Raw genomic sequence first — 22,693 nt, 5'->3', positions numbered from 1 at the left:
GGCGGCCAATGACGGGGCAGAGAGTTTCGAGGCGGCCGGCTCAGGTGAGCGCTTCGCAGGCCTTCTTGATGCGGCGGCCGGCTTCCTGGAGGGTTTCGATGGCGACCGGGAAGGAGACGCGGATGTAGGGCGACATCCCATAGGCCGAGCCCTGGACGACCGCGACCTCGGCCTGCTCCAGCAGGTAGAGGGTGAAGTCCTGGTCGTTCTCGATGACCTTGCCCTGGGGCGTGCGCTTGCCGAGGGTGCCGGCGACCGAGCAGTAGACGTAGAGGCCGCCCTCGGGCTTCGACGGCATCAGGCCGGGGCACTGGGCGAGCAGGTCGCAGATGACGTCGCGGCGTTCCTGCATCTTCGCGCGGCGCTCGGCGATGAAATCCTGCGGGCCGCTGAGCGCTTCCAGCGCCGCGGCCTGGGAGATCGAGGACGGGCCGGAGGTCGACTGCGACTGCATCTTACCCATCTCGCGGATCAGCTCGCGCGGGCCGCCGGCGAAGCCCAGGCGGAAGCCGGTCATCGAATAGGCCTTGGACGAGCTGTTCACGGTGAGCGTGCGGTCGTAGAGGCGCGGCTCGACCTGGGCGAGCGTGGCGAACTCGCGGTCGTCGAACAGGATGTGCTCGTAGACGTCGTCGCTGATCACCCAGACGTGCGGGTGGCGCAGCAGCACCTCGGAGATCGCCTTCAGCTCCTCGCGGCTGTAGGTGGCGCCGGTCGGGTTGTTGGGCGACGAGAACATCACCCACTTGGTCTGCGGCGTGATCGCCGCCTCGAGCTCCTCCGGCCGCATCTTGAAGCCGGCGTTCTGCGAGCAGTGGATGAAGACCGGCGTGCCGCCGGCGAACTTCACCATGTCCGGATATGAGGCCCAGGAGGGCAGCGGCACGATCACCTCGTCGCCCGCCTCAACGGTCGCCATCAGCGCGTCGAACAGCACCTGCTTGGCGCCGGCGCCGCAGAGGATCTGGTCGGGGGCATAGTCCAGGCCGTTGTCGCGCTTGAACTTGGCGCTGACCGCCTCGCGCAGCGCCAGGGTGCCTTCGACCGCGGTATACTTCGTCTCGTTGCGCTCCAATGCCGCCATGACGGCGCGCTTGACGTGGTCCGGCGTCGGGAAGTCGGGCTCGCCCGCCGTCAGGGTGACGATGTCCCGCCCCTGCGCCCGCAGGTCGCGCGCCCGGGCGCTGGCGATCTGGCTGGGGCTGCGGTCGAAACGGCGGGTGCGGGCGGCGTAGCGCATCATCGGGCGGGCTCCGGGTGTGAGACCGCGCGATCCTACAGCGCCGCGGCGGGGGCACAAGGTGGGGATGCCGCCGGCTTTGCCCTCGGCGGCGCATGCCCGTATCCTGCGCGCTGACTTCGGAACAGGGAGCTGAGCCCATGGCCGGCAAGATCGACGCGCGCCTGAAGGAACTCGGACTGGAACTGCCGGCGCCGAATGCGCCGGTGGCGAACTACGTGCCCTATGTCGTCACGGGCAACCTCGTCTTCGTCTCGGGGCAGGTCTCGATGGCGGGCAGCGAGAAGGTGATGGGCACGGTCGGCAAGGACCTGACGGTCGAGCAGGGACAGGCGGCGGCGAAGCTGTGTGCGCTGACCATCCTGGCGCAGGCGAAGGCGGCGTGCGGCGGCGACCTGGATCGGGTGAAGCGCTGCGTGAAGCTGGGCGGTTTCGTCGCCAGCGGCCCGGACTTCAAGGATCATCCGAAGGTCATCAACGGCGCGTCGGACGTGATGGTCGACGTGCTGGGCCATGCCGGCCGGCATGCGCGCTTCGCCGTCGGCGTGCCCGCCCTGCCCCTGGGCTTCGCGGTCGAGATCGACGCGGTGTTCGAGATCGCCTGAACCGCGGCGGCACCTCGAACGTAGAGGGGCACGTAGAGGCGCGGCAGGCAGGGGCGGCGAGAGCGGGCGGCGCGGCCCTTGCAGGGCCGGATTTCCGGGCCAGATGGGCGTTCGTGATGCCGGACAGCGACGACCAGATCACGATCAGGACGATCCAGCGCATGGCGGACGTGTCCGCCGCGGACTGGGACGCGTGCGCCGGCGCCGACAATCCGTTCGTCGGCCACGCCTTCCTCTCGGCGCTGGAGGAGAGCGGGTCGGCCGATGCCGAGGCCGGCTGGCTGCCGCAGCACCTGATCGTGCACGACGCGGCCGGCGGCATCGTCGGCTGCGCGCCGCTCTACGTGAAGAGCCACTCCTACGGCGAATACGTGTTCGACCACGGCTGGGCCGACGCGTGGGAGCGGGCGGGCGGCGAATACTATCCGAAGCTGCTGTGCGGCGTGCCGTTCTCCCCGGTGCCGGGTCCGCGCCTGCTGGTGCGGCCGGGACCGGACGCGGCACGCATCGAGCAGGCGCTGGGTGCGGCCATGGTGGAGGTCGGGCGGCAGATCGGCGCCTCCTCCGTGCACATCAACTTCCTGCCGGAAGACCAGTGGCGGCGGCTGGGCGAGATGGGCCTGCTGCAGCGGACGGGGCAGCAGTTCCACTGGGAAAACCGCGGCTATGAGAGCTTCGACGGCTTCCTGGAGAGCCTGAATTCGCGCAAGCGCAAGGCGATCCGCAAGGAGCGCCGCGAAGTCGTCGATGCCGGCGTGACCCTGCGTGCGCTGAGCGGCGGCGAGATCGAGAAGCGGCACTGGGACGCCTTCTGGCGCTTCTACCGCAACACCAGCGACCGCAAGTGGGGGCAGGCCTACCTGACCCGCGACTTCTTCAGCCGCATCGCCGAGACGATGGCCGACAAGATCGTTCTGGTCGTGGCCGAGGCGGGCAACCAGATCGTCGCGGGTGCCCTGAACCTGCGCGGCACGGATACGCTCTACGGCCGGAACTGGGGGTGCAGCGCGCATTATCCGTTCCTGCATTTCGAGGCCTGCTACTACCAGGCGATCGACTATGCAATTCGGCACGGGCTGAAGCGGGTCGAGGCGGGGGCGCAGGGGCAGCACAAGATCCAGCGCGGCTATCTGCCCGTGCCGACCTACAGCGCGCACTGGATCGAGGATTCGCGGTTCCGCCGGGCGGTGGCGGACTTCCTGGAGCGCGAGCGGGCGGCCGTCGCCGCGGGGATCGAGGAACTGACGGAGTTCTCGCCCTTCCGCCGGGAAGACGGCTCAGCCGGCTGAGGCGGCGAAGCGCTCGGCCTCGGCGAGGCCGGCCGGGTCGTTCACGTTGAGGAACGGGTCGACGGGGTCGCAGGCGAAGTCGGCGACGGCGACGCGATGACGGGCGGCCCAGGCGCCGACCCGGCGGATCCCCTCTTCCCGGATCGCATGCTCCAGGGCGTCGGCTAGACCGACGGGCCAGAGGGCCGCGGTGTGGTGGGTGCGGCCGGCGCTGGCCGCCACGGCGATGTCGGCACCGGACGCCGCGCGGGCGGCGACGAGGCGCTCCACCAGGTCGGCGGGCAGGAAGGGCGTGTCGCCGGAGACGGTGACGATGTCGCGGGCATCCGGCAGGTTGGCCGCCACCCAGCGCATGCCGGCGAGTATGCCGGCGAGCGGCCCGGGCTGTTCCGCGATGCCGTCCGGTACCACCGGCAGGCCATAGGCGGCAAAGCGGCCGGGATCGCCGTTGGCGTTGAGCACGACCGGGCGGTGGGGCCTGGCGAGCCGGTCGAGGATGCGGCGAAGAATGGGGATGCCGCCGACGGCGAGCAGGCATTTGTCGCCGCCGCCCATGCGGGCGGCACGGCCGCCGGCGAGGATGACGAGGGGGGTGGTCATGGGGGCGAAGGTCGTGCGGCGCGGATTTTGGGCCCGCCCCTCGCCCTTCGAGACGCGCCCTGGGGGCGCTCCTCAGGGAGAGGGGCTACTGGAAGGGCGCCGCCGATCGGAACAGGTCCCTCGGCCTGAGGAGCCGGCGAAGCCGGCGTCTCGAAGGCCCGGCGCCGCTCCATCACCCCAACCCGCAGCAGTCGGCGACGAAGCCGGCGATGCCGGCCGCGTCGTCGAGGTCGAGTACCGGCAGGGTCACGTCCGGCAGGGGGGCGTCGCTGGCGACAGCGACGATGTGGCGGTCCTGCAGGCAGATCAGCGGCTTGCCGAGCGACGGGCGGTGGACCTCGAGCTTCGGGTGGGGGTCGAACTTGAAGCCTTCGACGATGACGAGGTCGACCGGCGCCATGCGGGCGAGCAGGTCCGGCAACGTCGGCTCCTCCGCGCCGCGATGCTCGCGCATCAGGGCCCAGCGATAGCCGGAGGCGACCATCACCTCGGTCGCACCGGCCTCGCGGTGGCGGAAGCTGTCCTTGCCGGGGCGGTCGATGTCGAAATCGTGGTGGGCGTGCTTCACCGTCGACACGGACAGGCCGCGGGCGGCGAGCGCCGGCAGCAGCCGGACCAGCAGGGTCGTCTTGCCGCTGCCGCTCCAGCCGGCGAGGCCGAAGATCTTCATGCCGGCTCGCCCGGTGCGTCGATCTCGGAGGGCTTGCGGATCTCGAAGGTGAGTTCGGCGCCGTCGCGGCGCTCGGAGACCAATTCCAGCCCGGCCTGATGGCAGAAGACCGGGAAGTCGATGACCGAGGCCGGGTCGTCGGCCAGGACCAGCACGACCTCCCCCGGCGGCACCTCGCGCATCGCCTTTCGCGTGCGCAGCACCGGCAGCGGGCATTTCAGGCCACGCATGTCGAGGACGCGAGGTCCCGAAACGCTCCCGCCCATCGCCTACTCCACCACGATGCGCGGGCGCCGCCGCGCCTGCTCGCCGAGCGACTGGGCGATCTTGGCGTCGACCTTGCGGGCGATCGCCATGTAGGCCTTGGCGTGCTCGCTGTCCGGCGCGCTGGCGACGATGGGCCGGCCACCGTCGGAGGTCTCGCGGATGGCGATGTGCAGCGGCACCTCGCCCAGGAAATCGCAGCCGAGCTTGGCCGCCTCGTCGCGGGCGCCGCCGTGGCCGAACACGTCCGAACGGCCGCCGCAGTGCGGGCAGAGGAAGTAGCTCATGTTCTCGACGATGCCGAGGACGGGCACCTCGACCTTGCGGAACATATTGAGACCCTTGCGCGCGTCGAGCAGCGCGATGTCCTGGGGCGTCGAGACGATGACGGCGCCGGCGAGCGGCACACGCTGCGCCATGGTGAGCTGGGCGTCGCCGGTGCCGGGCGGCATGTCGACGATCAGCACGTCGAGTTCGCCCCATTCGACGTCGCGCAGCATCTGCTCCAGCGCACCCATCACCATCGGGCCGCGCCAGATCATCGGCGTCTCCTCGGCGACAAGGAAGCCGATCGACATGGCGCTGATGCCCCAGGCCTGCATCGGCTTCAGCCGGTTGCCGTCCGCCGCCATGTCGGGACGGCCGGAGACGCCGAGCATGCGCGGCATCGACGGGCCGAACACGTCGGCGTCGAGGATGCCGACCTTGCGGCCGAGTGCGGCCAGACCGAGGGCGATGTTGACGGCGGTGGTCGACTTGCCGACGCCGCCCTTGCCCGAGGCGACGGCGACGATGGCGCGCACGCCGGGGAGGTCGAGGCGCTGCTGCTTGGGGGCCTGGGCGGGGGCGCCGTGCGCATGGCCGTGGGCGCCGTGCGCATGGTTATGCCCGCCGGTCCGCGGCGGCGCTGGCGGGGCAGCGGAGGCTGCCGAGCCGGCACGCTCCGCGGTCAGGACGGCGGTGACCGACAGGACGCCCGGAACCGCCTCGACCGCCTGCTCGCATGCCCGGCGCAGCGGCTCCTTGCGCGCACCCTCCTCCGGCGTGACCTCGATCACAAAGTGGACGTTGCCGTTCTTGACGACGATGCCGGAGATCATGCCCAGGTCGACGACGTCGCGGCCGGCATCGGGGTCGATCACCCGGCGCAGGGCGTCGAGGATCCGCTCGGACGTCGGCTGGTCCGCACCGGCGGTGCGCGCAGCCGGCTCCGCCGGAGCGGGGGCCACGGACGCGTCGGCGCCCCCCGCCGCCGGCCCATGGGGGGCGTTGTGCGTCCCGCCGAAACTGCGTTTGATGGCGGAAACCAAACTGCCCACGAGGGGCAAACCGCGCCGCATCGATACTTCCCCCGATCAGCCTTCCGAGGATCGAGCCCATGCCACGCATCCCGTACCCCGATCTGGACGCGCTTCCGCCGAAGCTCAAGGACTTCATGAGCCGGGTGGACAATAACGTGAACGTGTTCCGGATGCTGCCCTGGGCCGAGACGGCGACGGAACACTGGCACCGGCTGGGCAACGCGCTGCTGCAGAAGTCGGCGCTGGACCCGGTGCTGCGCGAGATGGCGATCGTGCGCGTCGGCCATCTCTGCCGCGCCGGCTACGAGGTCTACCAGCACGAGCGGATCAGCGCGCGCGTCGGCATGCCGGCGGAGAAGATCGAAGCACTGAAGGACGGCGCCGAGTCGCCGGTCTTCGACGACCTGGAGAAGCTGGTGCTGCGCTTCACCGACGAGGTGGTGCGCAACGTGAAGGCCAGCGACGAGACTTTTCGCGCGCTCAACGAGCATCTGTCGAACCGCGAGATGGCCGAACTGGTGCTGACCATCGGCTACTACCAGATGACCTGCGCCTTCCTGGAGAATTTCGAGATCCCGATCGAGGAGCCGGGCCTGCTCGAAGACCCGTTCCGCAAGGTGGAGCGGTGAACCGGCTCGCATACATCGCGGCGGTGGTGGCGGACCCGGACGCCGTTGCGGCGGTGCTGGAGCGACATTTCGGGCTGCGGCGGACGGAAGTGGCATCCCTGCCCGGCCGACCGGCCTTCGCGGTCGGCGCGACCGGACTGGCGCTGCTGGCGGCCGACGACCCGCTCGCGGCGGAAGGGCGCGCCGGGGTGGATCATCTGGGTTTCGTGGAGACGGCCGGGATGACCGCGGCGGCGGCGGCGATGCTGCACGAGAGCACGGGGATGAACGTGCGGGTCTACGCGGACTCCCCGGCCCCGGGGCCGAGCGACGGGATGATCAGCGGCTTCGACCATATCGGGGTCGCCAGCGCGGACAACGGCGCGGCGGTCGCGGCGCTGGTGGACGGGCTCGGCTTTCCGCTGGAGAGCCAGCAGCGCGACGTGGAGATCCGCACGGCAATCGAGAGCTTCACGTCGGACAAATACGGGCTGGTCTATCATTCGCGGCCGCCCGAGGTGGTGGGCGGGCTGCACGTGCTGTTCGTGACCGTCGGCGACTGCGAGTTGGAGTTCCTGCAGGACCTGAACCCGGCCGGCGACCTGTCCCTCGACCGCGGCCAGGCCGGCAACACGCGCCAGGACCGCAGCGCCGTCGGCCGCTACATCGCCCGGCGCGGCCCGGGCCTGCACCACCTCGCCTTCCGGACGCGCGACATCGACGGCGCCCTGGCGAGACTGGCCGAGGCGGGTCTCCCGCTCATCGACCGCACCGGCCGCCCCGGCTCCCGCCGCGCCCGCATCGGCTTCGTCCACCCGGACGCGCTGGGCGGGCTGCTGGTGCACTTCGTGGAGCGGGCGTGATGAGCCGAGGCTGTGCCGAGGGACCGATCGAGCCGGATGCCGCCGTCGAGACGTGGCTGCGCGACGACCATCTCCCGTGTCCCCGGCACACGCCCCGGCCGGTAAAGTTTCGGACGCTCCAGCAGCTTCAACGTCTTTACCTCGATCTCGTCTTTCAGACGCTGCGCGGCGTCGGGATTGTGGTCCGAGATGAAATCTACGATCGCCAGCAGATCGGCACGCGCGGCTTGGCGCCACTCAACGACGGGCACCGCGCTTCCTGTCGATCACGGCCTGAACTTCATCCATGACGTCGCGGTGCGGCACCGCGGGGCCGGTATCGGCCAGGGCGTCCTGGACCTTCTGTCGGAACCAGGCATCGTAGGCTTCCGGGTCCGCCGTCAGGCCGGGCGGCAGTGCCCCCTCCCTCGCCACGCGGGTGAGCAGGATGCGCACGGCGTCCGAGATGGTCAGGCCCAGGTTGGCGAGCGTTTCCGACGCTTCGGCCTTCAGCCGGTCGTCCACGCGGATATGCAGCATCGAGGTCTTTGCAGCCATCGCACCGATCCCGTTTCGACGCGGCCATTCTGCATCTCAAATGAGATACGCACAAGCCCACGCACGAGAAGCGGACAGGTCCAACGATGCGCTCGTCGCACGTTGGCGGCGACTGAAGAAACGGCGCTGCACGATCACATCGAATCGCCTATATGCAACGCATGACACGCACCCCCATCGTCGGCATCACCGTCGACGCCGAACCCGCCGGCGGCTGGTCGAAGCTGCCTTGGTATGCCCTGCGGCAGAACTACGCCTCGGCGGTGGCGCGGGCGGGCGGGTTGCCCATGCTGCTGCCGCACGAGGTGGATCTGGTCGAGCCGTTCCTGGACCGGATCGACGCGCTGGTCGTCACCGGCGGCGCGTTCGACGTCGACCCTGCCCTGTTCGGTGCTTCGAGCCGGCATGCGACGGTCACGCTGAAGGAGAACCGCACGGCCTTCGAGCTGGGCGTGACGCGCGGCGCGCTGGCGCGCGACATGCCGATCCTGGGCATCTGCGGCGGCCAGCAGCTGCTGCACGTCGCACTGGGCGGCACGCTGATCCAGCACATTCCGGACGAGGTGCCGGGCGCCCTGGCGCACGAGCAGCCGAACCCGCGCACCGAGCCGGGCCACACGGTGGCGGTGAAGGCGGGCACGCTGCTGGCGCAGATCGCGGGCGCGGCCGAACTGCCGGTCAACTCGGCGCACCATCAGGCGGCGAAGGACGAGCCGGCGGGCATCGTGGTCAGCGGCCGCGCGCCGGACGGGGTGATCGAGGCGATCGAGTCGCCGGCGCACCGCTTCTGCCTGGGCGTGCAGTGGCACCCCGAATACGCGATCAGCGCCGCCGACCCGAAGATCTTCGCCGCCCTGGTGGCGGCCGCCCGATGAGCGAGACTGCGACAGAAATCCCGGCCGTGGGGGAGCGGATCGCCAAGCGGATCGCGCGCGCCGGCGTGTGCTCGCGCCGCGACGCCGAGAAGCTGATCCTGGCCGGCAAGGTGGCGGTGGACGGGGCGGTGCTGAAGACGCCGGCGTTCCTTGTGACCGAGGCGAGCCGCATCACCATCGACGGCAAGCCGCTGGCCGAGCCGGAGCACACGCGGCTGTGGCGCTATCACAAGCCGCGCGGCGTGGTGACGACGAACCGGGATCCCGAGGGGCGACAGACCGTGTTCGACGTGCTGCCGCCGGACCTGCCGCGGGTCGTGACGGTGGGACGGCTCGACATGAATTCCGAGGGGCTGCTGCTGCTGACCAACGACGGCGGCCTGGCGCGTACCCTGGAATTGCCGGCGCGCGGCTGGATCCGGCGCTATCGCGTGCGCGTGCACGGGCAGGTCGACCCGGCGCGGCTGGCCAAGCTGGCGAACGGCGTCACGGTCGGCGACCAGAAATACGGCCCGATCACCGCGGTGCTCGACCAGCAGAAGGGCGACAACGCCTGGCTGACCGTCAGCCTGCAGGAGGGCCGCAACCGCGAGATCCGCGTGGTCATGGAACATCTGGGCTATGAGGTGAGCCGGCTGATCCGCGTGGCGTACGGCCCGTTCCAGCTGAACCAGCTCGAGCGGGGCATGGTGGAGGAGGTCCGCGGCCGCGTGCTGCGCGACCAGCTAGGCCTGACGAAGGCGAGCATTCCCGCACCGCCGCGCGGCCGCCAGGCGGGGACGGCCAAGACCGCCGCGGATCGCCGATGAGGATCGTCGCCGGCAAGCACCGCGGACGGCTGCTGCAGCCGCCGGCCGGGCGCGACATCCGTCCGACCTCGGACCGGGCGCGCGAGGGCCTGTTCAACATGCTGGAGCATGGCGGCTTCGGGGCGGGCGGCGCCTCGATCGTCGAGGGCGCGACCGTCCTGGACGCCTTCTGCGGCACGGGCGCGCTGGCCTTCGAGGCCCTGTCGCGCGGCGCCGCGGCGGCGACGCTGATCGATCTCAACACCGCAGCGCTGGAGGCGGTGCGCGACACGGCCAGGACGCTGGGCGAATCGGACCGGGTCGCGGTCGCCGCGAAGGACGCGACGGCGCCGGGACCGGCGCCGCGGGCACACAGCCTCGTCTTCCTCGACCCGCCCTATGACAGCGGGGCGGCGGTACCGGCCCTGGTCGCACTGGTCAGCCACGGCTGGCTGGCGCCCGGCGCCATCGTCGCCATCGAGTGCACCGCGAAGGGGCCGCTGCCCGAACTGCCCGAGGGGTTCACCGCGCTGCGCGAGCGCCGGTACGGCGCGGCCCGCATGCTCATCGCCCGGGCGCCCTGATCTTCCGCGGAAAAGTTTCCGATATTCGTAGGATGTTACCGCGCGTAGTGACGGCCGTCACTCGCGGTGATCGCTCGCCGGACGGATGATGCAGCCGCGTCACGCCAGACCGTCGGTCACGGAACCCGCCTAGATGCCCCCCTCCCCCTCCACGCTTCAGCGCGACCTGCACGCGCTGTGGCTATCGAAGCGGGGCAGCGGGGCAGTGCCGTTGCGGCGGGCGTTCGACGTCATCGAACTGCGACCCTGGCTGGGTTTTCTCTGCCTGGTCGACATCGAGGAGCAGGGACGCGACTTCCGCTACCGGATCTTCGGCACCCGGATCGCCAGCCTGATCGGGTGCGAACTGACAGGTCGGCGCCTGTCCGAGATCGACGGCGGGCTGCGCGACGGACTGCGCCCCGGCTATGTGGAAGTCGCGCGGTCCGGGGCGCCCGCCACCTTCACCCCGGCGCTGCACGAGGCGTGGCGCACGATCCGGCTGTCGGAACTGGTGCTGCCGCTGTCCCGCGACGGGCGCGGCACCGACATGCTGCTCACCTGCTGCTATCCGGCATAGCCGCGACGACGACGGGCCGCGCGCCGCGTGCGCGCCCACCCCGCCTTCTGCTATGGTTGCGGCACCGAGCGAGGGCACGACAGGTCCCGCCTTGAAGAGGGCCCGGCCGCTCGCCTGCGTCGCGACCGCAACCGACGGGTGCTTCACGTGCGAGCTTCACTGGCCGCCCTGGCCATGGCAGGACTGCTGGCCACCGGCAGTGCCGCTGCGACGATGCCGGCCACCGCGCAGCAGCTGGTGGCGCCGGAGGCGAACTACCGCGCGGTGATCTCGCTGGTCGAGATCGACGACTACGTCAACGCGCGCCTGATGGCGCGGAACCTGGGCGACCCGCTGCTGGAGCGGTATGTGCGCTGGGTCGAGGCGGGACGCCCCGACGCGACCGTCTTGTTCGAGGACGCCATCGACCTGATGCGCCAGGCGCCGGACTGGCCGCGCCAGACGGCGATCCGGCGCAACGCCGAGGCCGCGATGCCGGCCGACCTGCCGCCGGATTATGTCCGCGCCTATTTCGCGAGCCTGCCGCCGCTGAGCGGCTACGGCAAGCTGCGCTTCGCCGATGCCCTGGCGGCGTCCGGCGAGGCCGATCGGGCGGTGGCACTGGTGCGCGACGCATGGCGCACGGATCGGCTGGACGGCGTGCTGGAGGCGGACATCCTGGCGCGCTACGGCCGCCACCTGACGCAGGACGATCAGGTCGCCCGCCTGGACCGGCTGCTCTGGGACCGGCAGGCCGCCGCCGCCCGGCGCCAGGCGGCGCGGCTCGACCGGTCGTGGCAGCTCCTGGCCGAGGCGCGCATCAAGCTCTTCCAGCGCGAAGCCGGCGTCGACACCGCTGTCCTGGCCGTCCCGGGACGGCTGCAGAACGATCCGGGCCTGCTCTACGACCGTGCCCTGTGGCGCCGCGTCGCCGGGCAGTTCAGCGGCGTGGTCGAACTCCTGGAGACGACACCGCCGGTCGGCGACCCCGACGCCTGGTGGATGTTGCGGCGATGGGCGCTGCAGCAGGCTCTCTCGGACCGCAACGAGCAGCTGGCCTATCGTCTCGCCGCCAATCATGGCCGGACGTCGGGCCGCGGATTCCGCGAGGGCGAGTGGTTCGCCGGCTGGATCGCGCTGCGCCAGCTCGCTGATCCGGCCCGGGCGCGCGCGCATTTCGAACGGTTCTTCGAGGGCGTGGAGACCCCGGTCAGCAAGTCGCGCGGCGCCTACTGGGCGGGCCGCGCCGCCGAGCGGGCCGGCGACCCCGCCGCGGCGGAACGGTGGTTCGCCATCGCCGCCAGCGACGCCACCACCTTCTACGGCCAATTGGCGGCGGGCCGCACGGGCGCTGCACTGCTGCCGAACCTGAACCCGCCGCCACCGCCGACCGCCGCGGAGCGGGCGGCCTTCGATGCGGACGAGCAGGTGCGTCTGGTGCGGCTGCTGGCAGCGATCGGCGAGCGTCGGCGGGCGGCGCCGTTCATCACGCAGCTGGCCACCGACGCCGCAACGCCGGCGCGCGGGCAGATGATCGCCGACCTCGCGATCGAGATCGGCCATCCCAGCCTGTCGCTGTGGGCGGCGCGGCGGCTGCGCACGCGCGACATCGTCCTGCCCGACCGGCTGTTCCCGGTGCTGGACGTGCCGGGAAGCTACATGATCGATCCGGCGCTGGTGCTGGCGATCATCCGCCAGGAGAGCGGCTTCGACACGGGCGCCGTCAGCCGCGCCGGAGCGCGCGGCCTGATGCAGCTGATGCCGGGCACGGCGCAATACGTCTCGAGGCGCATCGGCGTCGACTACGCGCCAGGATCGCTGAACGCCGATCCCACCTACAACATGCTGCTGGGCCAGAGCTATTTGGCGCAGATGCAGGACCGCTACGGTTCCACCATCCTCGCGGTCGCCGCCTACAATGCCGGGCCGGGCAACGTCGACAAGTGGCTCGACCGCTACGGCGACCCGCGCACCGGCGGGATCGACGTCATCGACTGGATCGAGAGCATCCCGTTCGAGGAGACGCAGAACTACGTCCACCGCGTCTTCGAGGCGATGCACGTCTACAACTGGCGGCTCGATCCGAGCCTCGGCAAGATCCCGCTCAGCCAGGAGCTGTTCGCGATGCGGCAGTAGCCGCCGGATGCGAAAAGGGCGAGGCCATGCCCCGCCCTTCCCTGCGCCGGTCCCGTCGCGCGACGGGGCGGCTGTGATGGGCGGCGGCGACTAGGCCGAGGCGCCCTGCAGGCCGTCGATGAAGCGGCGCATGGCGAGGCCGCCGTCAAGGGAGCGCTTGAACTTCGGGCCGTCGGTCGGTGCGACGCGCAGCAGCACGAAGGAGACGCCGTTCGATTCGCGCAGGAGCTTGCCGGCGCTCTCGATCTCTCCCTCTTCCGAGACGGTGCGGGTCGACATGATGCCGGCGCCGATCGCCATCTTCTCCAGGTCGACGCCCAGGCTGGTGTGGCTCTTCTGGTAGCCGGTCTCGCCGTAGTGCCCGTTGTCGACGCAGAGGATGCTGAGGTTCGGCGGGTTCATGATCGCCGCCGTCGCCAGGGCGCCGACGTTCATCAGCAGTTCGCCGTCGCCCGTCGCGACGATGACGCGCTTCTTCGGCTGCGCCAGGGCCAGGCCGATGCCGACCGAGACGGCGGCACCCATCGTGCCGGCCATGGCGTAGTAGTTCGGCATGTCGCCGCAGATCGCGGCGATGTCCTTCGCCGTGCCGGCGAGGCCGGCGACGAACAGGATGTCCTTCGGGTCGCCGATGAGCTTCGGCACGGCGGTGATGCGGTCGAGGACGAAGGCGGGGCTCATCGCCTTGGCGCGCTCGTCGAGGGATTGCTGTACGGCCATCGGGGTCTCCTCAGAATGCCTTGGCGCCGATCAGGCGCTGCGTCAGCAGGACGGCGACCGCCTGCCCCGACTTCCAGACCATGTCGGCGGCGGCGTTGACCACGTCGAGCACCTCGTCCGCGCGCTCGGCGCGCAGGCAGATGACGCCCATGGCTTCCAGAACCGGCTGCGTCGCCTGGCCCATCGGCATCTGCCAGGGATTGCCCTCGCCGAACTCGCCGCGCATCGACAGCAGCATCAGCATCGGGAACGGGCCGTTCTTCACGAACGAGAGGAAGTTGATGCAGTTGCCGGCACCGCTGGACTGCATGCACAGCACGGCCTTCTCGCCGCCGAGATGGGCGCCGACCATGATGCCGACCCCCTCCTCCTCGGTCGTGAGCGGGATGGAGTGCACGTCGGGATCGGCGAGCGACAGGTTGATGATGGCCTTGTGCCCGGCATCGGGCACGTAGGCGAACTGCGTCACGCCCTTCTTGCGCAGCAGGTCGTAGATCTGATGGGTCCAGGCGGGACCGTCGGCGGTCGCGGCTTCGGCTGGCATATTCGCTCCCCTGACTTCGTTTCCGCGGCGATACTAGGAGGAGCGACGGCCGCGCGGAAGTCCGCACGGGCACGCCGCACGGAGGATCGGATGAAGAGGATGGAATTGCGGACCGCGGCGATCGCCGCCGCGGCACTGGTCGTCGGTGCCGCGGCCGGTATGGCGGCGAGCGAGGCGCTGCACGCGCAGCAGGGCATCAAGCGCATTCCGCTGCAGCGGGTCGCACTGTCGGACGTGCCCGGCAAGACGGCGGTGATGGGCATCGCCGAGATCCAGCCCGGCACCGCGGCCGGCCGGCACAGCCATCCGGGATACGAGATGGGCTACATGCTCGAGGGCACCTCGATCATGCAGTTCGACGGCGAACCGCCGAAGGAGATCAAGGCCGGCGAGAGCTACGTCATCCCGGCCGGTACGATCCACGATGCGCGCGCCGTCGGCGACAAGCCGGCACGCGTCATCGCGATCTACATCGTCGATGCGGACAAACCGCTCGCGACGCCGGCGGCGAAGTAGCCGCCGCCGCGCGGGACTCGGGAAGCGGCCTGCCTCAGGCCGCCTTCTGGGCGGCCGGGTTCCGCACCAGGGTCGAATAGTCTTCCATCAGCGTCTGGGTGATGCGGCCGACGGTGAAGGCGTGGTCGTCGATGGAGCCGACCGGCGTCACCTCGGCGGCGGTGCCCGTGACGAAGACTTCCTCGCCCTTCATCAGCTCTTCCGGCGTGATGTGCTGCTCGACGATCGGGATCTGGCGCTTGTCGGCGAGCGCCATGACGGTCTGGCGCGTGATGCCGTTCAGGAAGCAGTCGGGCTTCGGCGTGTAGAGCTTGCCCTCCTTCACCATGAACAGGTTGGCGCCGGTGCCTTCGACGGCGAAGCCGCGATAGTCCAGCATCAGGGCGTCGTGATAGCCCTGCGCCTCGACCTCGTGCTTGTTCATGGTGCAGATCATGTAGAGGCCCGTCGCCTTCGCATGCACCGGCGCGGTGTCGGGCGCCGGGCGGCGCCAGCGGCCGGTCTTCATGCGGATGCCCTGCAGCTTCGCCTCGGGCGAGAAGTAGGCAGGCCACTCCCAGGCGGCGATGGCGACGTGGATTTTGCTCGCCTGCGCCGAAACGCCCATCATCTCCGAGCCGCGCCACGCGATGGGCCGAACATAGCCCTCGTTGAAGCCCATCGCGGCAACGGTGTCGCGCTTCGCCTGCTCGATCTCCTCGATCGTGAAGGGGATCTCGAAGCCGAGGGCGTTGGCGGAGGCGAACAGGCGCCTGGTGTGGTCGAGCGACCGGAAGATCGTGCCCGCATAGACGCGCTCGCCCTCGAACACCGCGCTCGCATAGTGGAGGCCGTGCGTCAGCACGTGCAGCTTGGCGTCGCGCCAGGGCACGAGGCGGCCGTCCATCCAGATGGAACCATCGCGGTCGTCGAAAGGCAGGATCGTTTCCATTGGGCGGCTTTCTCGGTGATTCGGTTGTAGCTTTCGGCGTTGCGGCGCCATATGGGGTCGCAGTATGTCGTCCGCGACTTGCGGCACGCAATATCCTTCGCGATTGTGGCGCCATGGCTGATCTCGGCACGCGCGTGAACCCGTTGTTCCTGCGCGAAGAATATCTTCGCCAGGGGATCGAGCTGCTGTTCTACGCCAACCGCGACCTGATGGCGGAGACGGACGTCCTGCTGGAGAAGCACGGGCTGGGCCGGGCCGACTATCGCGCCCTGTATTTCGTGGCGCGCCATCCGGACATCACCGTCGGCGAGATGCTGTCGATCCTGCGGGTCACCAAGCAGAGCCTGGGCCGCGTGCTGGGGCGGCTCCAGGAGGGCAAGCTGATCACCCAGCGCCCGGGCACGCGCGACCGCCGCCAGCGGCTGCTGCGGCTGACCGCCCTGGGCGAGACGCTGGAGGGAGAGATCGGCACGCGGCAACGGGCCTTCCTGGCGCGCGCCTATCGCGCCGCCGGCGCCGAGGCGGTCGAAGGCTTCCGCACGGTGCTGGTCGGGATGATCCGCGAGAGCGACCGCGCCCGCGTCGCGACCGCCGTGCCCGCGCCCGATCCGCTGCCGCGGGTGCGGCGCGGATGAGCGGCGCCATCCTCGACGAGCGGCCGGGACACCCCGAGGCGGCACTGGCGCACGTGCTGATCGTCGACGACGATCCGCGCCTGCTGGACCTGCTGCGCCGGTTCCTGTCGGCGAACGGCTTCCGCGTCACCACGGCGCCGAACGCGGCGGAGGCCAGGGCGCGGCTGGCCGCCATGCATTTCGACCTCGTCCTGCTGGACGTGATGATGCCGGGCGAGAGCGGCCTCGACCTCGCCCGACACCTGCAGCGCAACGCAGAGGGCACGCCCGTGCTGCTGCTCACCGCCATGGCGGAGGCGGAAGACCGCATCCGCGGCCTGGAGACCGGCGCCGAGGACTATGTGGTCAAGCCGTTCGAGCCGCGCGAGCTGGTGCTGCGGATGCGGACCATCCTGCGCCGGCGGCCGGCCGAGGAGGAGGCGACGGGCGGCGTCCGCCGCGTCACCTTCGGCCCCTTCGCGTTCGACGTGGAGCGCGAACAGCTGACGGAGCGCGACGAAGCGGTGCACCTGACGACCGCCGAGGCGAGTCTGCTGAAGGCCCTGGCCGTCCAGGCGGGCCGCACGCTGTCGCGCGAGGAGCTGATCGAGTCGAGCCGGATCGAGGGCAACGCGCGCACGGTCGACGTCCAGGTGACGCGGCTGCGCCGCAAGATCGAGGCGGACCCGGGGCAGCCGCGCTGGCTGCAGACCGTCTGGGGCCGCGGCTACGTGCTGAGGCCCGACACGATCGAGGGCGGCTAGATGGCCACCCGGCAGCAACCGGACGCGCCGGAGGACGAGGACGAGCTGATCCCGCTCGATCCCGACGCCACGCTGCCGCCGCCGGACGCCGCCCCTCCGCCGCAGCCGCCGTTCCCGGTCGAGGCCGACGGCGCGGCGGGGCCGCCCCCCCGGCGCAAGCTGCTCCACCCCATGAATCGCGCGCTGCCGCGCACCCTCTTCGGCCGGTCGCTGCTGATCATCGTGACGCCGCTGGTGCTGCTGCAGGTCATCGCGACCTGGATCTTCTTCGACCGGCATTGGGACATCGTCAGCAAACGGCTGGCGCAGGCGGTCGCGGGCGACATCTCCGTGGCGATCGACATGATCGACCGGGCCGCCGACGAGCCGACCGTCGCGGCCATCCTGGAAACCCTGTCGCGGTCGGCGAACCTGTACGCGACCATCGAGCAGGACGCGATCCTGCCGGGCGGCGAGCAGCCCTGGCCGGACCACAATCTGGGCAAGAAGCTGACCCGGGCGATGAACGACCAGGTCCGGCGGCCCTTCCGCCTGGACACGGAGACCAGCGAGACCTTCGTGATGATCGACGTGCAGCTGCCGCACGGCGTGCTGCACGTCATCGTGCCGCGCTCGCGCCTGTTCACGACGACCACCTACATCTTCATCCTGTGGATGGTCGGATCGTCGCTGGTGCTCGTCGCCGTCGCCGGCATCTTCATGCGCAAGCAGATCCGCCCGATCATCCGACTCGCCGCGGCGGCGGACGCCTTCGGCAAGGGCCGCGACGTCACCGGCTTCCGCGTGACCGGCGCGGTCGAGGTGAAGCAGGCGGCGTCGGCCTTCCTGATCATGCGCGAGCGGATCCGCCGCCAGATCCAGCAGCGCACGGAACTGCTGGCCGGCGTGTCGCACGACCTGCGCACGCCGATCACCCGCATGAAGCTGCAGCTGGCCCTGCTGCGGCGGTCTCCCGCGGTGGTCGACCTGGAGGCCGACCTGAAGGAGATGGAGACGATGCTGAACGGCTACCTCGCCTTCGCCCGCGGCGACGGCGAGGAGGCGACGGTGCCGGTCGACATCGCGGCGCTGCTGACGGAAGTCGCCGAGTCGGCCCGGCGTGCCGGCGGGACCGTGACCCTCGACACGATCTCGGCGGAAACGGCCGTGCCGCTGCGGCCGAACGCCATGCGCCGCGCCCTCGACAACCTGGTCGGCAACGGCCAGCGCCACGGCGGCCGCGTCTGGCTCGGCACCCGGCGCGCGCGGCGGCAGATCGAGATCTGGGTCGACGACGACGGTCCCGGCATTCCCGCCGGCGAAAGAGAGAATGTCTTCAGGCCCTTCTACAGGCTGGAAGCGTCGCGCAATCCCGGCACCGGCGGGACCGGCCTGGGCCTGAGCATCGCCCGGGACATCGTGCGCGGACACGGCGGCGACGTCCGCCTGGAGGATTCGCCGCGCGGCGGATTGAGGGCGCGCGTCCTGCTGCCCTGTGAATAACCCGATGCGACTCAGCTTGCAGCGAGTGCGCTGCATCTTGTAGGGTTCCCCCCCAGTCACATACTAGACCTCGTGCGGGAGCGGACCATGAGCTGGACACCCGAACTGATCGCGTCGCTGGAAAATCTCTGGAACGACGGGTTGACCACGACAGAGATCGGCCGGCGCCTGGGCATGTCCAAGAACGCGGTGATCGGCAAGGCGCACCGCCTGGGACTCAGCGGCCGTCCCTCGCCCATCCGGCGCGAAACACGCCAGGCCCGTCCGGCCCGGCGGATCGTCACCGGCCCCGTGTGCCAGTGGCCGATCGGAGACCCCCGCCTGCCGGGCTTCCATTTCTGCGGCGAGGCCGCCCTTCCGGGCAAGCCCTACTGCGGCAGCCACTGCGCCAGCGCCTATACCCGCAGCAGCGGCGGCAGCAGCAATGCCGGCAACAATTCCGGTGCGAATGCAGGCGCCAACGCGGGCAGCAACGCCGAGAAGGCCGCGTAGCCGCGCCCCTCTCCGATCGGGCGGCGGCTCAGTAGAGCCTGCCGCCGTTCGGCACGGCGAGGCTGGGCGTGACGAGCACAACGTTGCCGTCCGCGTCCGGGAAGCCCAGGACGAGCATCTCCGACATGAACGGCCCGATCTGCTTCGGCGGAAAATTCACCACCGCGGCGACCTGCCGCCCGACCAGTTCCTCCAGCCGGTAGCGCTGGGTGATCTGCGCCGACGTCTTCCGGATGCCCAGTTCGGGGCCCATGTCGACCCAGAGCTTGAAGGCCGGGCGGCGCGCCTCGGGGAACGCCTGGGCGTCGACGATGGTGCCGACGCGGATGTCGACTTTCATGAAGTCGGCAAATTCGATCTTCGGGGTTTCGCTGGTCATGGCCGGTTCGTCTGGTTTGGCGGTCCGGCACCCTAGCGGTTGGCCGTCACGCTGAAAACGGTCCCTGGAGATCGGCACGACTCGGGCTGCGGACGCGCAAAGGGCCGCTCCCTGACGGGAGCGGCCCTACGGCGCCCGATACCTTCGGAGGGAAGGGCTTACTTGCTCGCGGCGGCCTTCGGCGCCTTCGCGGCCGTCGCCATGCCGTTGGTGGCCTGATCGGCGGCGGCGCCGGCACGTGCGACGTTCGTCACGACCAGCTCCTTCACCTCACCGAAACCCTCGCGGATCCGGTCGTTGATGAGGCCGAAAGCCTCCTCGTTGGTCTTGGCGACCATGTCGCCCAGCTCGCGGGAGTTGGCGATGGCCTTCTCGTAGGCCTGCTTCGCCACGTCGGCCTGCTTGCCGGCCTTATCCTCGATCGAGCCCTCGGCCATCATGTCCGACAGGATGCCCGTGTAGGATTCGATTGCCTCGCGGGCGATTTCGCCCTGGCGACGGACGACCGCGCCATAGCCCTCGAACGCGCGCTGGTTCGCGGCGCTCAGGACCTCGAGATTCTTGCGGTGCGCTGCAAACAGCGCGTCGACGTCCGGAGTCGGCATCTTGAACTGGCCAAGATACTTGGACATGTCGAGATCGAAGTACGGGTATGTGCCCTTGTTCATATTGCTTTCCCTCCTGTTGCGCCGGGGCGGTTTTCTGTACATGCCGTGGACGCAGGAGGCATATTGCACCTGCGAGGTGCAGAGTCAAGAATTTCTTGTGCACTGCACAAAACGCCTAGGCGCCGAGGAATCGCTCCGCCCGCCGCAAGCGTCCGTCGAGCGCGGCCATGGTCGCCGCCATGTCGGGGCTCTCGTCGTCGACCCACACCCGCATGACCGACAGGTAGACCGCCGCCAGCGCCTTGACCCGCACCGTGCCGACGATCCCACCGGTGCGGATTCCTGCCGCCTCGAGCGACCAGGTCATCGAGCGCAGCAGGCGCGGCGCGGCGCACAGGGCCATCGACGGATCGCGCCGGGCGTCGGCGAGCAGCGCCCGCACCCCGGCACGGTAGGGCGCAGCGGCGTCGAAGCGGCGCATCAGGACATCGAACAGGCGGTCGCGCCGGCTCTCCTCAGCCATGTCGGTTCCAGTTCCCGCCAGAACCTTCGCGTCCACGCGCGACCCGAAGTAAGCGAGGATGGCGCCCTTGCCGTGAAACGCCTCGTAGAGTTCGGAGAGTGAGAGGCCCGCTTCGGCCGCGATGTCGGCCAGGGCGATGCCCCGCCAGCCGCGCGTCGCCGCGAGCGCCATCGCCGCATCGACCACGGCGTCGCGCCGGGCGCCGATGTCGACGGACGCCGCGGCCGGCTTGCGTGCTGGTCTGGCGGTCTTCGCCATGGTCTGTCTCCCGATAATCTGGCAAAATCTTGCGGCCGTCACCGCTCTATCTTAGAGGTGAAGCGGACGGTCTCCAGGGGTTCGCCGCAACCGGCAGCTTGTCGGAAGATCGGTGGGTGCATCAGTCGCATGCCACCGCTGCCTGCCGCGCCGGAGGTATGACCGATGGCAGAGACCTTTCTGAGCCGCGACGAGGAGGCGGACTTGGCAGCCCGCGCCGCCAAGGGCGACGCCGCCGCGGCCGACCGCCTCATCAGCAGCCACCTGCCCTTCGTGCGCGCGGTGGCGCGGCGCTACAGCCGCTATGGCGCCCCGGTCAACGATCTCGTCCAGGAGGGCGTGATCGGGTTGATCCACGCAGTGCGCAAGTTCAATCCGGAATCGGGCGTCCGCCTGTCGACCTATGCCGGCTGGTGGGTGCGGGTCGCCATCCAGGAGCATGTGGTGTCGTCCTGGTCGCTGGTCCGCATCGGGACGACGTCGGCCCAGAAGCGCCTCTTCTTCCGCCTGCGCCAGCTGGCGAGCGACCTGTCCCGCGACGACGGCCCGATGGAGGAGGCCCTTCGGCGGCTGGCGACGCGCCTGCGGATCCGGCCCGAGGAGCTCCAGACCCTGGCACGCCGCATCGCCGGCCGCGACCAGTCGCTGAACCAGCCGATCGCCCGCAGCGGCGCCGGCGACGACTGGCTGGGCCGCGTGCCGGACAGCCGGCCCGACCCCGAGGCCCAGACGGCGGCGCTGCGCGACGGCCGCTTCTGGAGCGATAAGCTGCACCGCGCGCTCGCGGCCTTGCCGGAGCGCGAGCGGCGGATCATCAGCCGCCGCTACCTGGACGGCCGCAAGATCCCGCTGGAAGCCGTGGCGCGCGACGTCGGCCTGTCGAAGGAGCGCGTCAGGCAGCTTGAAGCGCGCGCGCTGGACGAGCTTCGCCGCCTGATGTCGGCCGCCCTCCTTCAACAGGGGGGCGCCGCCATGCCCGCAGAAGAATAATGAGGGGAGAACCCGCTATGCAGAACCCGCCCTTCCGGCTGCGGACGCTCGACCATGTGGTCCTGCGGACGCGCGACATGCAGCGGATGATCGGCTTCTACACCGGCGTCCTCGGCTGCCGTAAGGAACGCGAGGTCGAGCGGATCGGGCTGGTGCAGCTTCGCGCCGGCACGGCACTGATCGACCTGGTGCCGGGCCGCAGCGGAGACGACCGGAACCTCGATCATTTCGCGCTGACGATCGAGCCTTACGACGAAACGGCCTTGCGGACCTATCTGGCGGATTCGGGCGTTAAGGTCGGCGAGAGCGGCAGCCGCTACGGCGCCGAGGGCGAAGGCCCATCCCTCTATATCGAGGACCCCGAAGGAAACGTGGTCGAATTGAAGGGGCCGCCCCGGCCGGCGACCGCGGAGCAGCGGTCTTCTTGACAGGGGGAAGCGGCGTGAATTGGGGTCACAACGACTGCTCCACCATCTCATGGAGAACGGTTTGTCACGGTTTTCGAGCGGTCGACTCTTTTCCGACGACGTGCCGCGCAAACGGCCGGTTCCCGGCGACGCATCGGACATGCCCGGTTCGACGCCGACGGTAAGGCGCGTGCTGATAGTCGAGGACGAGTTCATCCTGGCGCTGGGCATCGAGGAGATGGTCCAGCAATTCGGCTTCGCCGTGTGCGACTGCGTGGCCACCGGCCCCGCCGCAATCACGGCCGCGTCGCGTCATCAGCCGGACATCGTGCTGATGGACGTGCGCCTCGCCCAGGGCAGCGACGGTGTGGAGGCGGCGAAGACGATCCTGGCGCGGTTCGGCATCCGCTCGATCTTCATCAGCGCGCACACCGACCCGGCGACGGTCTCGCGCATGAAGGACGCCGATCCGGTCGGATTCCTGACGAAGCCGTGCGAGCCGCACCTGCTCGCCGCCCTCCTGGAGAAGGCGTTCGGGCCGATCAACTGACGCGCCAGGTCACGCGG

Annotated in this window: 29 protein-coding genes and 1 pseudogene; 17 read left to right on the top strand and 13 right to left on the bottom strand. The window is 70.3% G+C overall.

Annotation, left to right across the window (positions count from 1 at the left end; genetic code table 11):
* Positions 1–40: 40 nt before the first annotated feature.
* Positions 41–1,243 (bottom strand): aminotransferase class I/II-fold pyridoxal phosphate-dependent enzyme, encoded by a 1,203-nt coding sequence (locus ABIE65_RS04415; protein WP_354075850.1) that lies wholly within the window; start codon positions 1,241–1,243, stop codon positions 41–43.
* A gap of 137 nt (positions 1,244–1,380) precedes the next feature.
* Here ABIE65_RS04415 and ABIE65_RS04410 point away from each other — a divergent pair, with 137 nt between their 5' ends.
* Together ABIE65_RS04410 and ABIE65_RS04405 are read left to right on the top strand one after the other, a co-directional pair.
* Complete coding sequence (locus tag ABIE65_RS04410; RefSeq protein WP_354075849.1) at positions 1,381–1,845, top strand: RidA family protein; 465 nt, start codon at positions 1,381–1,383, stop codon at positions 1,843–1,845.
* A gap of 116 nt (positions 1,846–1,961) precedes the next feature.
* A complete protein-coding gene (locus ABIE65_RS04405; protein ID WP_354075847.1) occupies positions 1,962–3,134 on the top strand; it encodes a GNAT family N-acetyltransferase in 1,173 nt (390 codons plus the stop codon).
* Here ABIE65_RS04405 and mobA read toward each other — a convergent pair.
* From mobA to apbC, 4 genes are all read right to left on the bottom strand, one after another.
* Positions 3,123–3,734 (bottom strand): molybdenum cofactor guanylyltransferase MobA, encoded by a 612-nt coding sequence (mobA, locus tag ABIE65_RS04400; RefSeq protein WP_354075845.1) that lies wholly within the window; start codon positions 3,732–3,734, stop codon positions 3,123–3,125. The two genes, ABIE65_RS04405 and mobA, sit on opposite strands and share 12 nt — an antisense overlap.
* A gap of 172 nt (positions 3,735–3,906) precedes the next feature.
* Positions 3,907–4,404 carry a molybdopterin-guanine dinucleotide biosynthesis protein B gene (gene mobB / locus ABIE65_RS04395; protein WP_354075844.1) on the bottom strand — a complete coding sequence of 166 codons (498 nt, stop codon included), beginning with the start codon at positions 4,402–4,404 and terminating at the stop codon, positions 3,907–3,909.
* The gene (locus ABIE65_RS04390) at positions 4,401–4,670 is read right to left on the bottom strand and encodes a sulfurtransferase TusA family protein (protein WP_354075843.1); all 270 of its coding nucleotides are present in this window, start codon (positions 4,668–4,670) and stop codon (positions 4,401–4,403) included. Before ABIE65_RS04390 ends, mobB begins: the two co-directional genes overlap by 4 nt.
* A 3-nt stretch (positions 4,671–4,673) precedes the next feature.
* Positions 4,674–5,897 carry an iron-sulfur cluster carrier protein ApbC gene (apbC, locus tag ABIE65_RS04385; RefSeq protein ID WP_502918502.1) on the bottom strand — a complete coding sequence of 408 codons (1,224 nt, stop codon included), beginning with the start codon at positions 5,895–5,897 and terminating at the stop codon, positions 4,674–4,676.
* A gap of 149 nt (positions 5,898–6,046) precedes the next feature.
* Here apbC and ABIE65_RS04380 point away from each other — a divergent pair, with 149 nt between their 5' ends.
* Positions 6,047–6,598, top strand: coding sequence for a carboxymuconolactone decarboxylase family protein (locus ABIE65_RS04380; protein WP_354075841.1), 552 nt, complete (start codon positions 6,047–6,049; stop codon positions 6,596–6,598).
* Positions 6,595–7,440: a VOC family protein gene (locus tag ABIE65_RS04375; protein ID WP_354075839.1), complete on the top strand. Its 846-nt coding sequence runs from the start codon at positions 6,595–6,597 to the stop codon at positions 7,438–7,440. Before ABIE65_RS04380 ends, ABIE65_RS04375 begins: the two co-directional genes overlap by 4 nt.
* Before the next feature lie 128 nt (positions 7,441–7,568).
* Here the strand turns inward: ABIE65_RS04375 and ABIE65_RS04370 are convergent.
* Positions 7,569–7,691, bottom strand: a pseudogene (locus tag ABIE65_RS04370) (type II toxin-antitoxin system RelE/ParE family toxin); the annotation flags it as partial.
* Positions 7,678–7,977 carry a type II toxin-antitoxin system RelB/DinJ family antitoxin gene (locus tag ABIE65_RS04365; protein ID WP_354075837.1) on the bottom strand — a complete coding sequence of 100 codons (300 nt, stop codon included), beginning with the start codon at positions 7,975–7,977 and terminating at the stop codon, positions 7,678–7,680. The gene ABIE65_RS04365 and the pseudogene ABIE65_RS04370, both read right to left, overlap by 14 nt.
* A 161-nt stretch (positions 7,978–8,138) precedes the next feature.
* On the opposite strand from ABIE65_RS04365, the gene ABIE65_RS04360 reads away from it, so the two are divergent.
* The 5 genes from ABIE65_RS04360 (at position 8,139) to ABIE65_RS04340 (ending at position 12,898) form a co-directional block, all read left to right on the top strand.
* Positions 8,139–8,852 carry a gamma-glutamyl-gamma-aminobutyrate hydrolase family protein gene (locus ABIE65_RS04360; protein WP_354075835.1) on the top strand — a complete coding sequence of 238 codons (714 nt, stop codon included), beginning with the start codon at positions 8,139–8,141 and terminating at the stop codon, positions 8,850–8,852.
* The gene (locus ABIE65_RS04355; protein ID WP_354075833.1) at positions 8,849–9,661 is read left to right on the top strand and encodes a pseudouridine synthase; all 813 of its coding nucleotides are present in this window, start codon (positions 8,849–8,851) and stop codon (positions 9,659–9,661) included. Before ABIE65_RS04360 ends, ABIE65_RS04355 begins: the two co-directional genes overlap by 4 nt.
* The gene (gene rsmD, locus ABIE65_RS04350) at positions 9,658–10,224 is read left to right on the top strand and encodes a 16S rRNA (guanine(966)-N(2))-methyltransferase RsmD (protein ID WP_354075831.1); all 567 of its coding nucleotides are present in this window, start codon (positions 9,658–9,660) and stop codon (positions 10,222–10,224) included. The genes ABIE65_RS04355 and rsmD overlap by 4 nt, the downstream gene beginning before the upstream one ends.
* Positions 10,225–10,357: 133 nt before the next feature.
* Positions 10,358–10,783, top strand: a complete 426-nt coding sequence (locus tag ABIE65_RS04345; RefSeq protein ID WP_354075829.1) for a PAS domain-containing protein — start codon at positions 10,358–10,360, stop codon at positions 10,781–10,783.
* Between the two features lie 147 nt (positions 10,784–10,930).
* On the top strand, positions 10,931–12,898 hold the full coding sequence (locus ABIE65_RS04340; protein WP_354075828.1) for a lytic transglycosylase domain-containing protein: 1,968 nt from the start codon (positions 10,931–10,933) through the stop codon (positions 12,896–12,898).
* 90 nt (positions 12,899–12,988) lie between these two features.
* On the opposite strand, the gene ABIE65_RS04335 is transcribed toward ABIE65_RS04340, so the two are convergent.
* Both ABIE65_RS04335 and ABIE65_RS04330 read right to left on the bottom strand, forming a co-directional pair.
* Positions 12,989–13,618, bottom strand: coding sequence for a thiamine pyrophosphate-dependent enzyme (locus ABIE65_RS04335; protein WP_354075826.1), 630 nt, complete (start codon positions 13,616–13,618; stop codon positions 12,989–12,991).
* 10 nt (positions 13,619–13,628) lie between these two features.
* A complete protein-coding gene (locus ABIE65_RS04330) occupies positions 13,629–14,162 on the bottom strand; it encodes a phosphonopyruvate decarboxylase (protein ID WP_354075825.1) in 534 nt (177 codons plus the stop codon).
* Positions 14,163–14,261: 99 nt separating this feature from the next.
* Here ABIE65_RS04330 and ABIE65_RS04325 point away from each other — a divergent pair, with 99 nt between their 5' ends.
* Positions 14,262–14,678, top strand: coding sequence for a cupin domain-containing protein (locus ABIE65_RS04325; protein ID WP_354075823.1), 417 nt, complete (start codon positions 14,262–14,264; stop codon positions 14,676–14,678).
* 34 nt (positions 14,679–14,712) lie between these two features.
* On the opposite strand, the gene ABIE65_RS04320 is transcribed toward ABIE65_RS04325, so the two are convergent.
* On the bottom strand, positions 14,713–15,609 hold the full coding sequence (locus ABIE65_RS04320) for a branched-chain amino acid aminotransferase (RefSeq protein ID WP_354075821.1): 897 nt from the start codon (positions 15,607–15,609) through the stop codon (positions 14,713–14,715).
* A 113-nt stretch (positions 15,610–15,722) separates the two neighbouring features.
* Between ABIE65_RS04320 and ABIE65_RS04315 the strand changes: the two genes are divergently transcribed.
* From ABIE65_RS04315 to ABIE65_RS04300, 4 genes are all read left to right on the top strand, one after another.
* A complete protein-coding gene (locus ABIE65_RS04315; protein ID WP_354075819.1) occupies positions 15,723–16,244 on the top strand; it encodes a MarR family winged helix-turn-helix transcriptional regulator in 522 nt (173 codons plus the stop codon).
* Positions 16,241–16,987 carry a response regulator gene (locus ABIE65_RS04310; protein WP_354075818.1) on the top strand — a complete coding sequence of 249 codons (747 nt, stop codon included), beginning with the start codon at positions 16,241–16,243 and terminating at the stop codon, positions 16,985–16,987. The genes ABIE65_RS04315 and ABIE65_RS04310 overlap by 4 nt, the downstream gene beginning before the upstream one ends.
* Complete coding sequence (locus ABIE65_RS04305; protein WP_354075817.1) at positions 16,988–18,469, top strand: ATP-binding protein; 1,482 nt, start codon at positions 16,988–16,990, stop codon at positions 18,467–18,469.
* Positions 18,470–18,556: 87 nt separating this feature from the next.
* The gene (locus ABIE65_RS04300) at positions 18,557–18,961 is read left to right on the top strand and encodes a GcrA family cell cycle regulator (protein WP_354075816.1); all 405 of its coding nucleotides are present in this window, start codon (positions 18,557–18,559) and stop codon (positions 18,959–18,961) included.
* 28 nt (positions 18,962–18,989) lie between these two features.
* On the opposite strand, the gene ABIE65_RS04295 is transcribed toward ABIE65_RS04300, so the two are convergent.
* The 3 genes from ABIE65_RS04295 to ABIE65_RS04285 all read right to left on the bottom strand — a co-directional run bounded on the left by ABIE65_RS04295 (position 18,990) and on the right by ABIE65_RS04285 (position 20,729).
* Complete coding sequence (locus tag ABIE65_RS04295; protein WP_354075814.1) at positions 18,990–19,340, bottom strand: tRNA-binding protein; 351 nt, start codon at positions 19,338–19,340, stop codon at positions 18,990–18,992.
* Between the two features lie 158 nt (positions 19,341–19,498).
* A complete protein-coding gene (locus tag ABIE65_RS04290) occupies positions 19,499–20,008 on the bottom strand; it encodes a phasin family protein (protein WP_354075813.1) in 510 nt (169 codons plus the stop codon).
* Positions 20,009–20,123: 115 nt separating this feature from the next.
* The gene (locus ABIE65_RS04285; RefSeq protein WP_354075811.1) at positions 20,124–20,729 is read right to left on the bottom strand and encodes a TetR family transcriptional regulator; all 606 of its coding nucleotides are present in this window, start codon (positions 20,727–20,729) and stop codon (positions 20,124–20,126) included.
* A 165-nt stretch (positions 20,730–20,894) separates the two neighbouring features.
* On the opposite strand from ABIE65_RS04285, the gene ABIE65_RS04280 reads away from it, so the two are divergent.
* The 3 genes from ABIE65_RS04280 (at position 20,895) to ABIE65_RS04270 (ending at position 22,676) form a co-directional block, all read left to right on the top strand.
* On the top strand, positions 20,895–21,719 hold the full coding sequence (locus ABIE65_RS04280) for a sigma-70 family RNA polymerase sigma factor (RefSeq protein WP_354075810.1): 825 nt from the start codon (positions 20,895–20,897) through the stop codon (positions 21,717–21,719).
* 17 nt (positions 21,720–21,736) lie between these two features.
* Positions 21,737–22,147, top strand: coding sequence for a VOC family protein (locus ABIE65_RS04275; RefSeq protein WP_354075808.1), 411 nt, complete (start codon positions 21,737–21,739; stop codon positions 22,145–22,147).
* Positions 22,148–22,316: 169 nt separating this feature from the next.
* Positions 22,317–22,676 carry a response regulator gene (locus ABIE65_RS04270; protein ID WP_354075807.1) on the top strand — a complete coding sequence of 120 codons (360 nt, stop codon included), beginning with the start codon at positions 22,317–22,319 and terminating at the stop codon, positions 22,674–22,676.
* Positions 22,677–22,693 lie beyond the last annotated feature (17 nt).

It is taken from the genome of Constrictibacter sp. MBR-5 (genome assembly GCF_040549485.1).
Classification (GTDB): domain Bacteria; phylum Pseudomonadota; class Alphaproteobacteria; order JAJUGE01; family JAJUGE01; genus Constrictibacter.
The sequence above is the reverse complement of the archived record's forward strand: the minus strand, read 5'-3'. Positions and strand labels throughout refer to the sequence as shown.

What these genes read in the sequence shown, in the direction of transcription:
- ABIE65_RS04415 (WP_354075850.1), bottom strand. Translation starts at nt 1,243, where the DNA reads ATGATGCGCTACGCCGCCCGCACCCGCCGTTTCGACCGCAGCCCCAGC.
- ABIE65_RS04410 (WP_354075849.1), top strand. Translation starts at nt 1,381, where the DNA reads ATGGCCGGCAAGATCGACGCGCGCCTGAAGGAACTCGGACTGGAACTG.
- ABIE65_RS04405 (WP_354075847.1), top strand. Translation starts at nt 1,962, where the DNA reads ATGCCGGACAGCGACGACCAGATCACGATCAGGACGATCCAGCGCATG.
- mobA (WP_354075845.1), bottom strand. Translation starts at nt 3,734, where the DNA reads ATGACCACCCCCCTCGTCATCCTCGCCGGCGGCCGTGCCGCCCGCATG.
- mobB (WP_354075844.1), bottom strand. Translation starts at nt 4,404, where the DNA reads ATGAAGATCTTCGGCCTCGCCGGCTGGAGCGGCAGCGGCAAGACGACC.
- ABIE65_RS04390 (WP_354075843.1), bottom strand. Translation starts at nt 4,670, where the DNA reads ATGGGCGGGAGCGTTTCGGGACCTCGCGTCCTCGACATGCGTGGCCTG.
- ABIE65_RS04380 (WP_354075841.1), top strand. Translation starts at nt 6,047, where the DNA reads ATGCCACGCATCCCGTACCCCGATCTGGACGCGCTTCCGCCGAAGCTC.
- ABIE65_RS04365 (WP_354075837.1), bottom strand. Translation starts at nt 7,977, where the DNA reads ATGGCTGCAAAGACCTCGATGCTGCATATCCGCGTGGACGACCGGCTG.
- ABIE65_RS04360 (WP_354075835.1), top strand. Translation starts at nt 8,139, where the DNA reads ATGACACGCACCCCCATCGTCGGCATCACCGTCGACGCCGAACCCGCC.
- ABIE65_RS04355 (WP_354075833.1), top strand. Translation starts at nt 8,849, where the DNA reads ATGAGCGAGACTGCGACAGAAATCCCGGCCGTGGGGGAGCGGATCGCC.
- rsmD (WP_354075831.1), top strand. Translation starts at nt 9,658, where the DNA reads ATGAGGATCGTCGCCGGCAAGCACCGCGGACGGCTGCTGCAGCCGCCG.
- ABIE65_RS04345 (WP_354075829.1), top strand. Translation starts at nt 10,358, where the DNA reads ATGCCCCCCTCCCCCTCCACGCTTCAGCGCGACCTGCACGCGCTGTGG.
- ABIE65_RS04335 (WP_354075826.1), bottom strand. Translation starts at nt 13,618, where the DNA reads ATGGCCGTACAGCAATCCCTCGACGAGCGCGCCAAGGCGATGAGCCCC.
- ABIE65_RS04330 (WP_354075825.1), bottom strand. Translation starts at nt 14,162, where the DNA reads ATGCCAGCCGAAGCCGCGACCGCCGACGGTCCCGCCTGGACCCATCAG.
- ABIE65_RS04325 (WP_354075823.1), top strand. Translation starts at nt 14,262, where the DNA reads ATGGAATTGCGGACCGCGGCGATCGCCGCCGCGGCACTGGTCGTCGGT.
- ABIE65_RS04320 (WP_354075821.1), bottom strand. Translation starts at nt 15,609, where the DNA reads ATGGAAACGATCCTGCCTTTCGACGACCGCGATGGTTCCATCTGGATG.
- ABIE65_RS04315 (WP_354075819.1), top strand. Translation starts at nt 15,723, where the DNA reads ATGGCTGATCTCGGCACGCGCGTGAACCCGTTGTTCCTGCGCGAAGAA.
- ABIE65_RS04310 (WP_354075818.1), top strand. Translation starts at nt 16,241, where the DNA reads ATGAGCGGCGCCATCCTCGACGAGCGGCCGGGACACCCCGAGGCGGCA.
- ABIE65_RS04305 (WP_354075817.1), top strand. Translation starts at nt 16,988, where the DNA reads ATGGCCACCCGGCAGCAACCGGACGCGCCGGAGGACGAGGACGAGCTG.
- ABIE65_RS04300 (WP_354075816.1), top strand. Translation starts at nt 18,557, where the DNA reads ATGAGCTGGACACCCGAACTGATCGCGTCGCTGGAAAATCTCTGGAAC.
- ABIE65_RS04295 (WP_354075814.1), bottom strand. Translation starts at nt 19,340, where the DNA reads ATGACCAGCGAAACCCCGAAGATCGAATTTGCCGACTTCATGAAAGTC.
- ABIE65_RS04290 (WP_354075813.1), bottom strand. Translation starts at nt 20,008, where the DNA reads ATGAACAAGGGCACATACCCGTACTTCGATCTCGACATGTCCAAGTAT.
- ABIE65_RS04285 (WP_354075811.1), bottom strand. Translation starts at nt 20,729, where the DNA reads ATGGCGAAGACCGCCAGACCAGCACGCAAGCCGGCCGCGGCGTCCGTC.
- ABIE65_RS04280 (WP_354075810.1), top strand. Translation starts at nt 20,895, where the DNA reads ATGGCAGAGACCTTTCTGAGCCGCGACGAGGAGGCGGACTTGGCAGCC.
- ABIE65_RS04275 (WP_354075808.1), top strand. Translation starts at nt 21,737, where the DNA reads ATGCAGAACCCGCCCTTCCGGCTGCGGACGCTCGACCATGTGGTCCTG.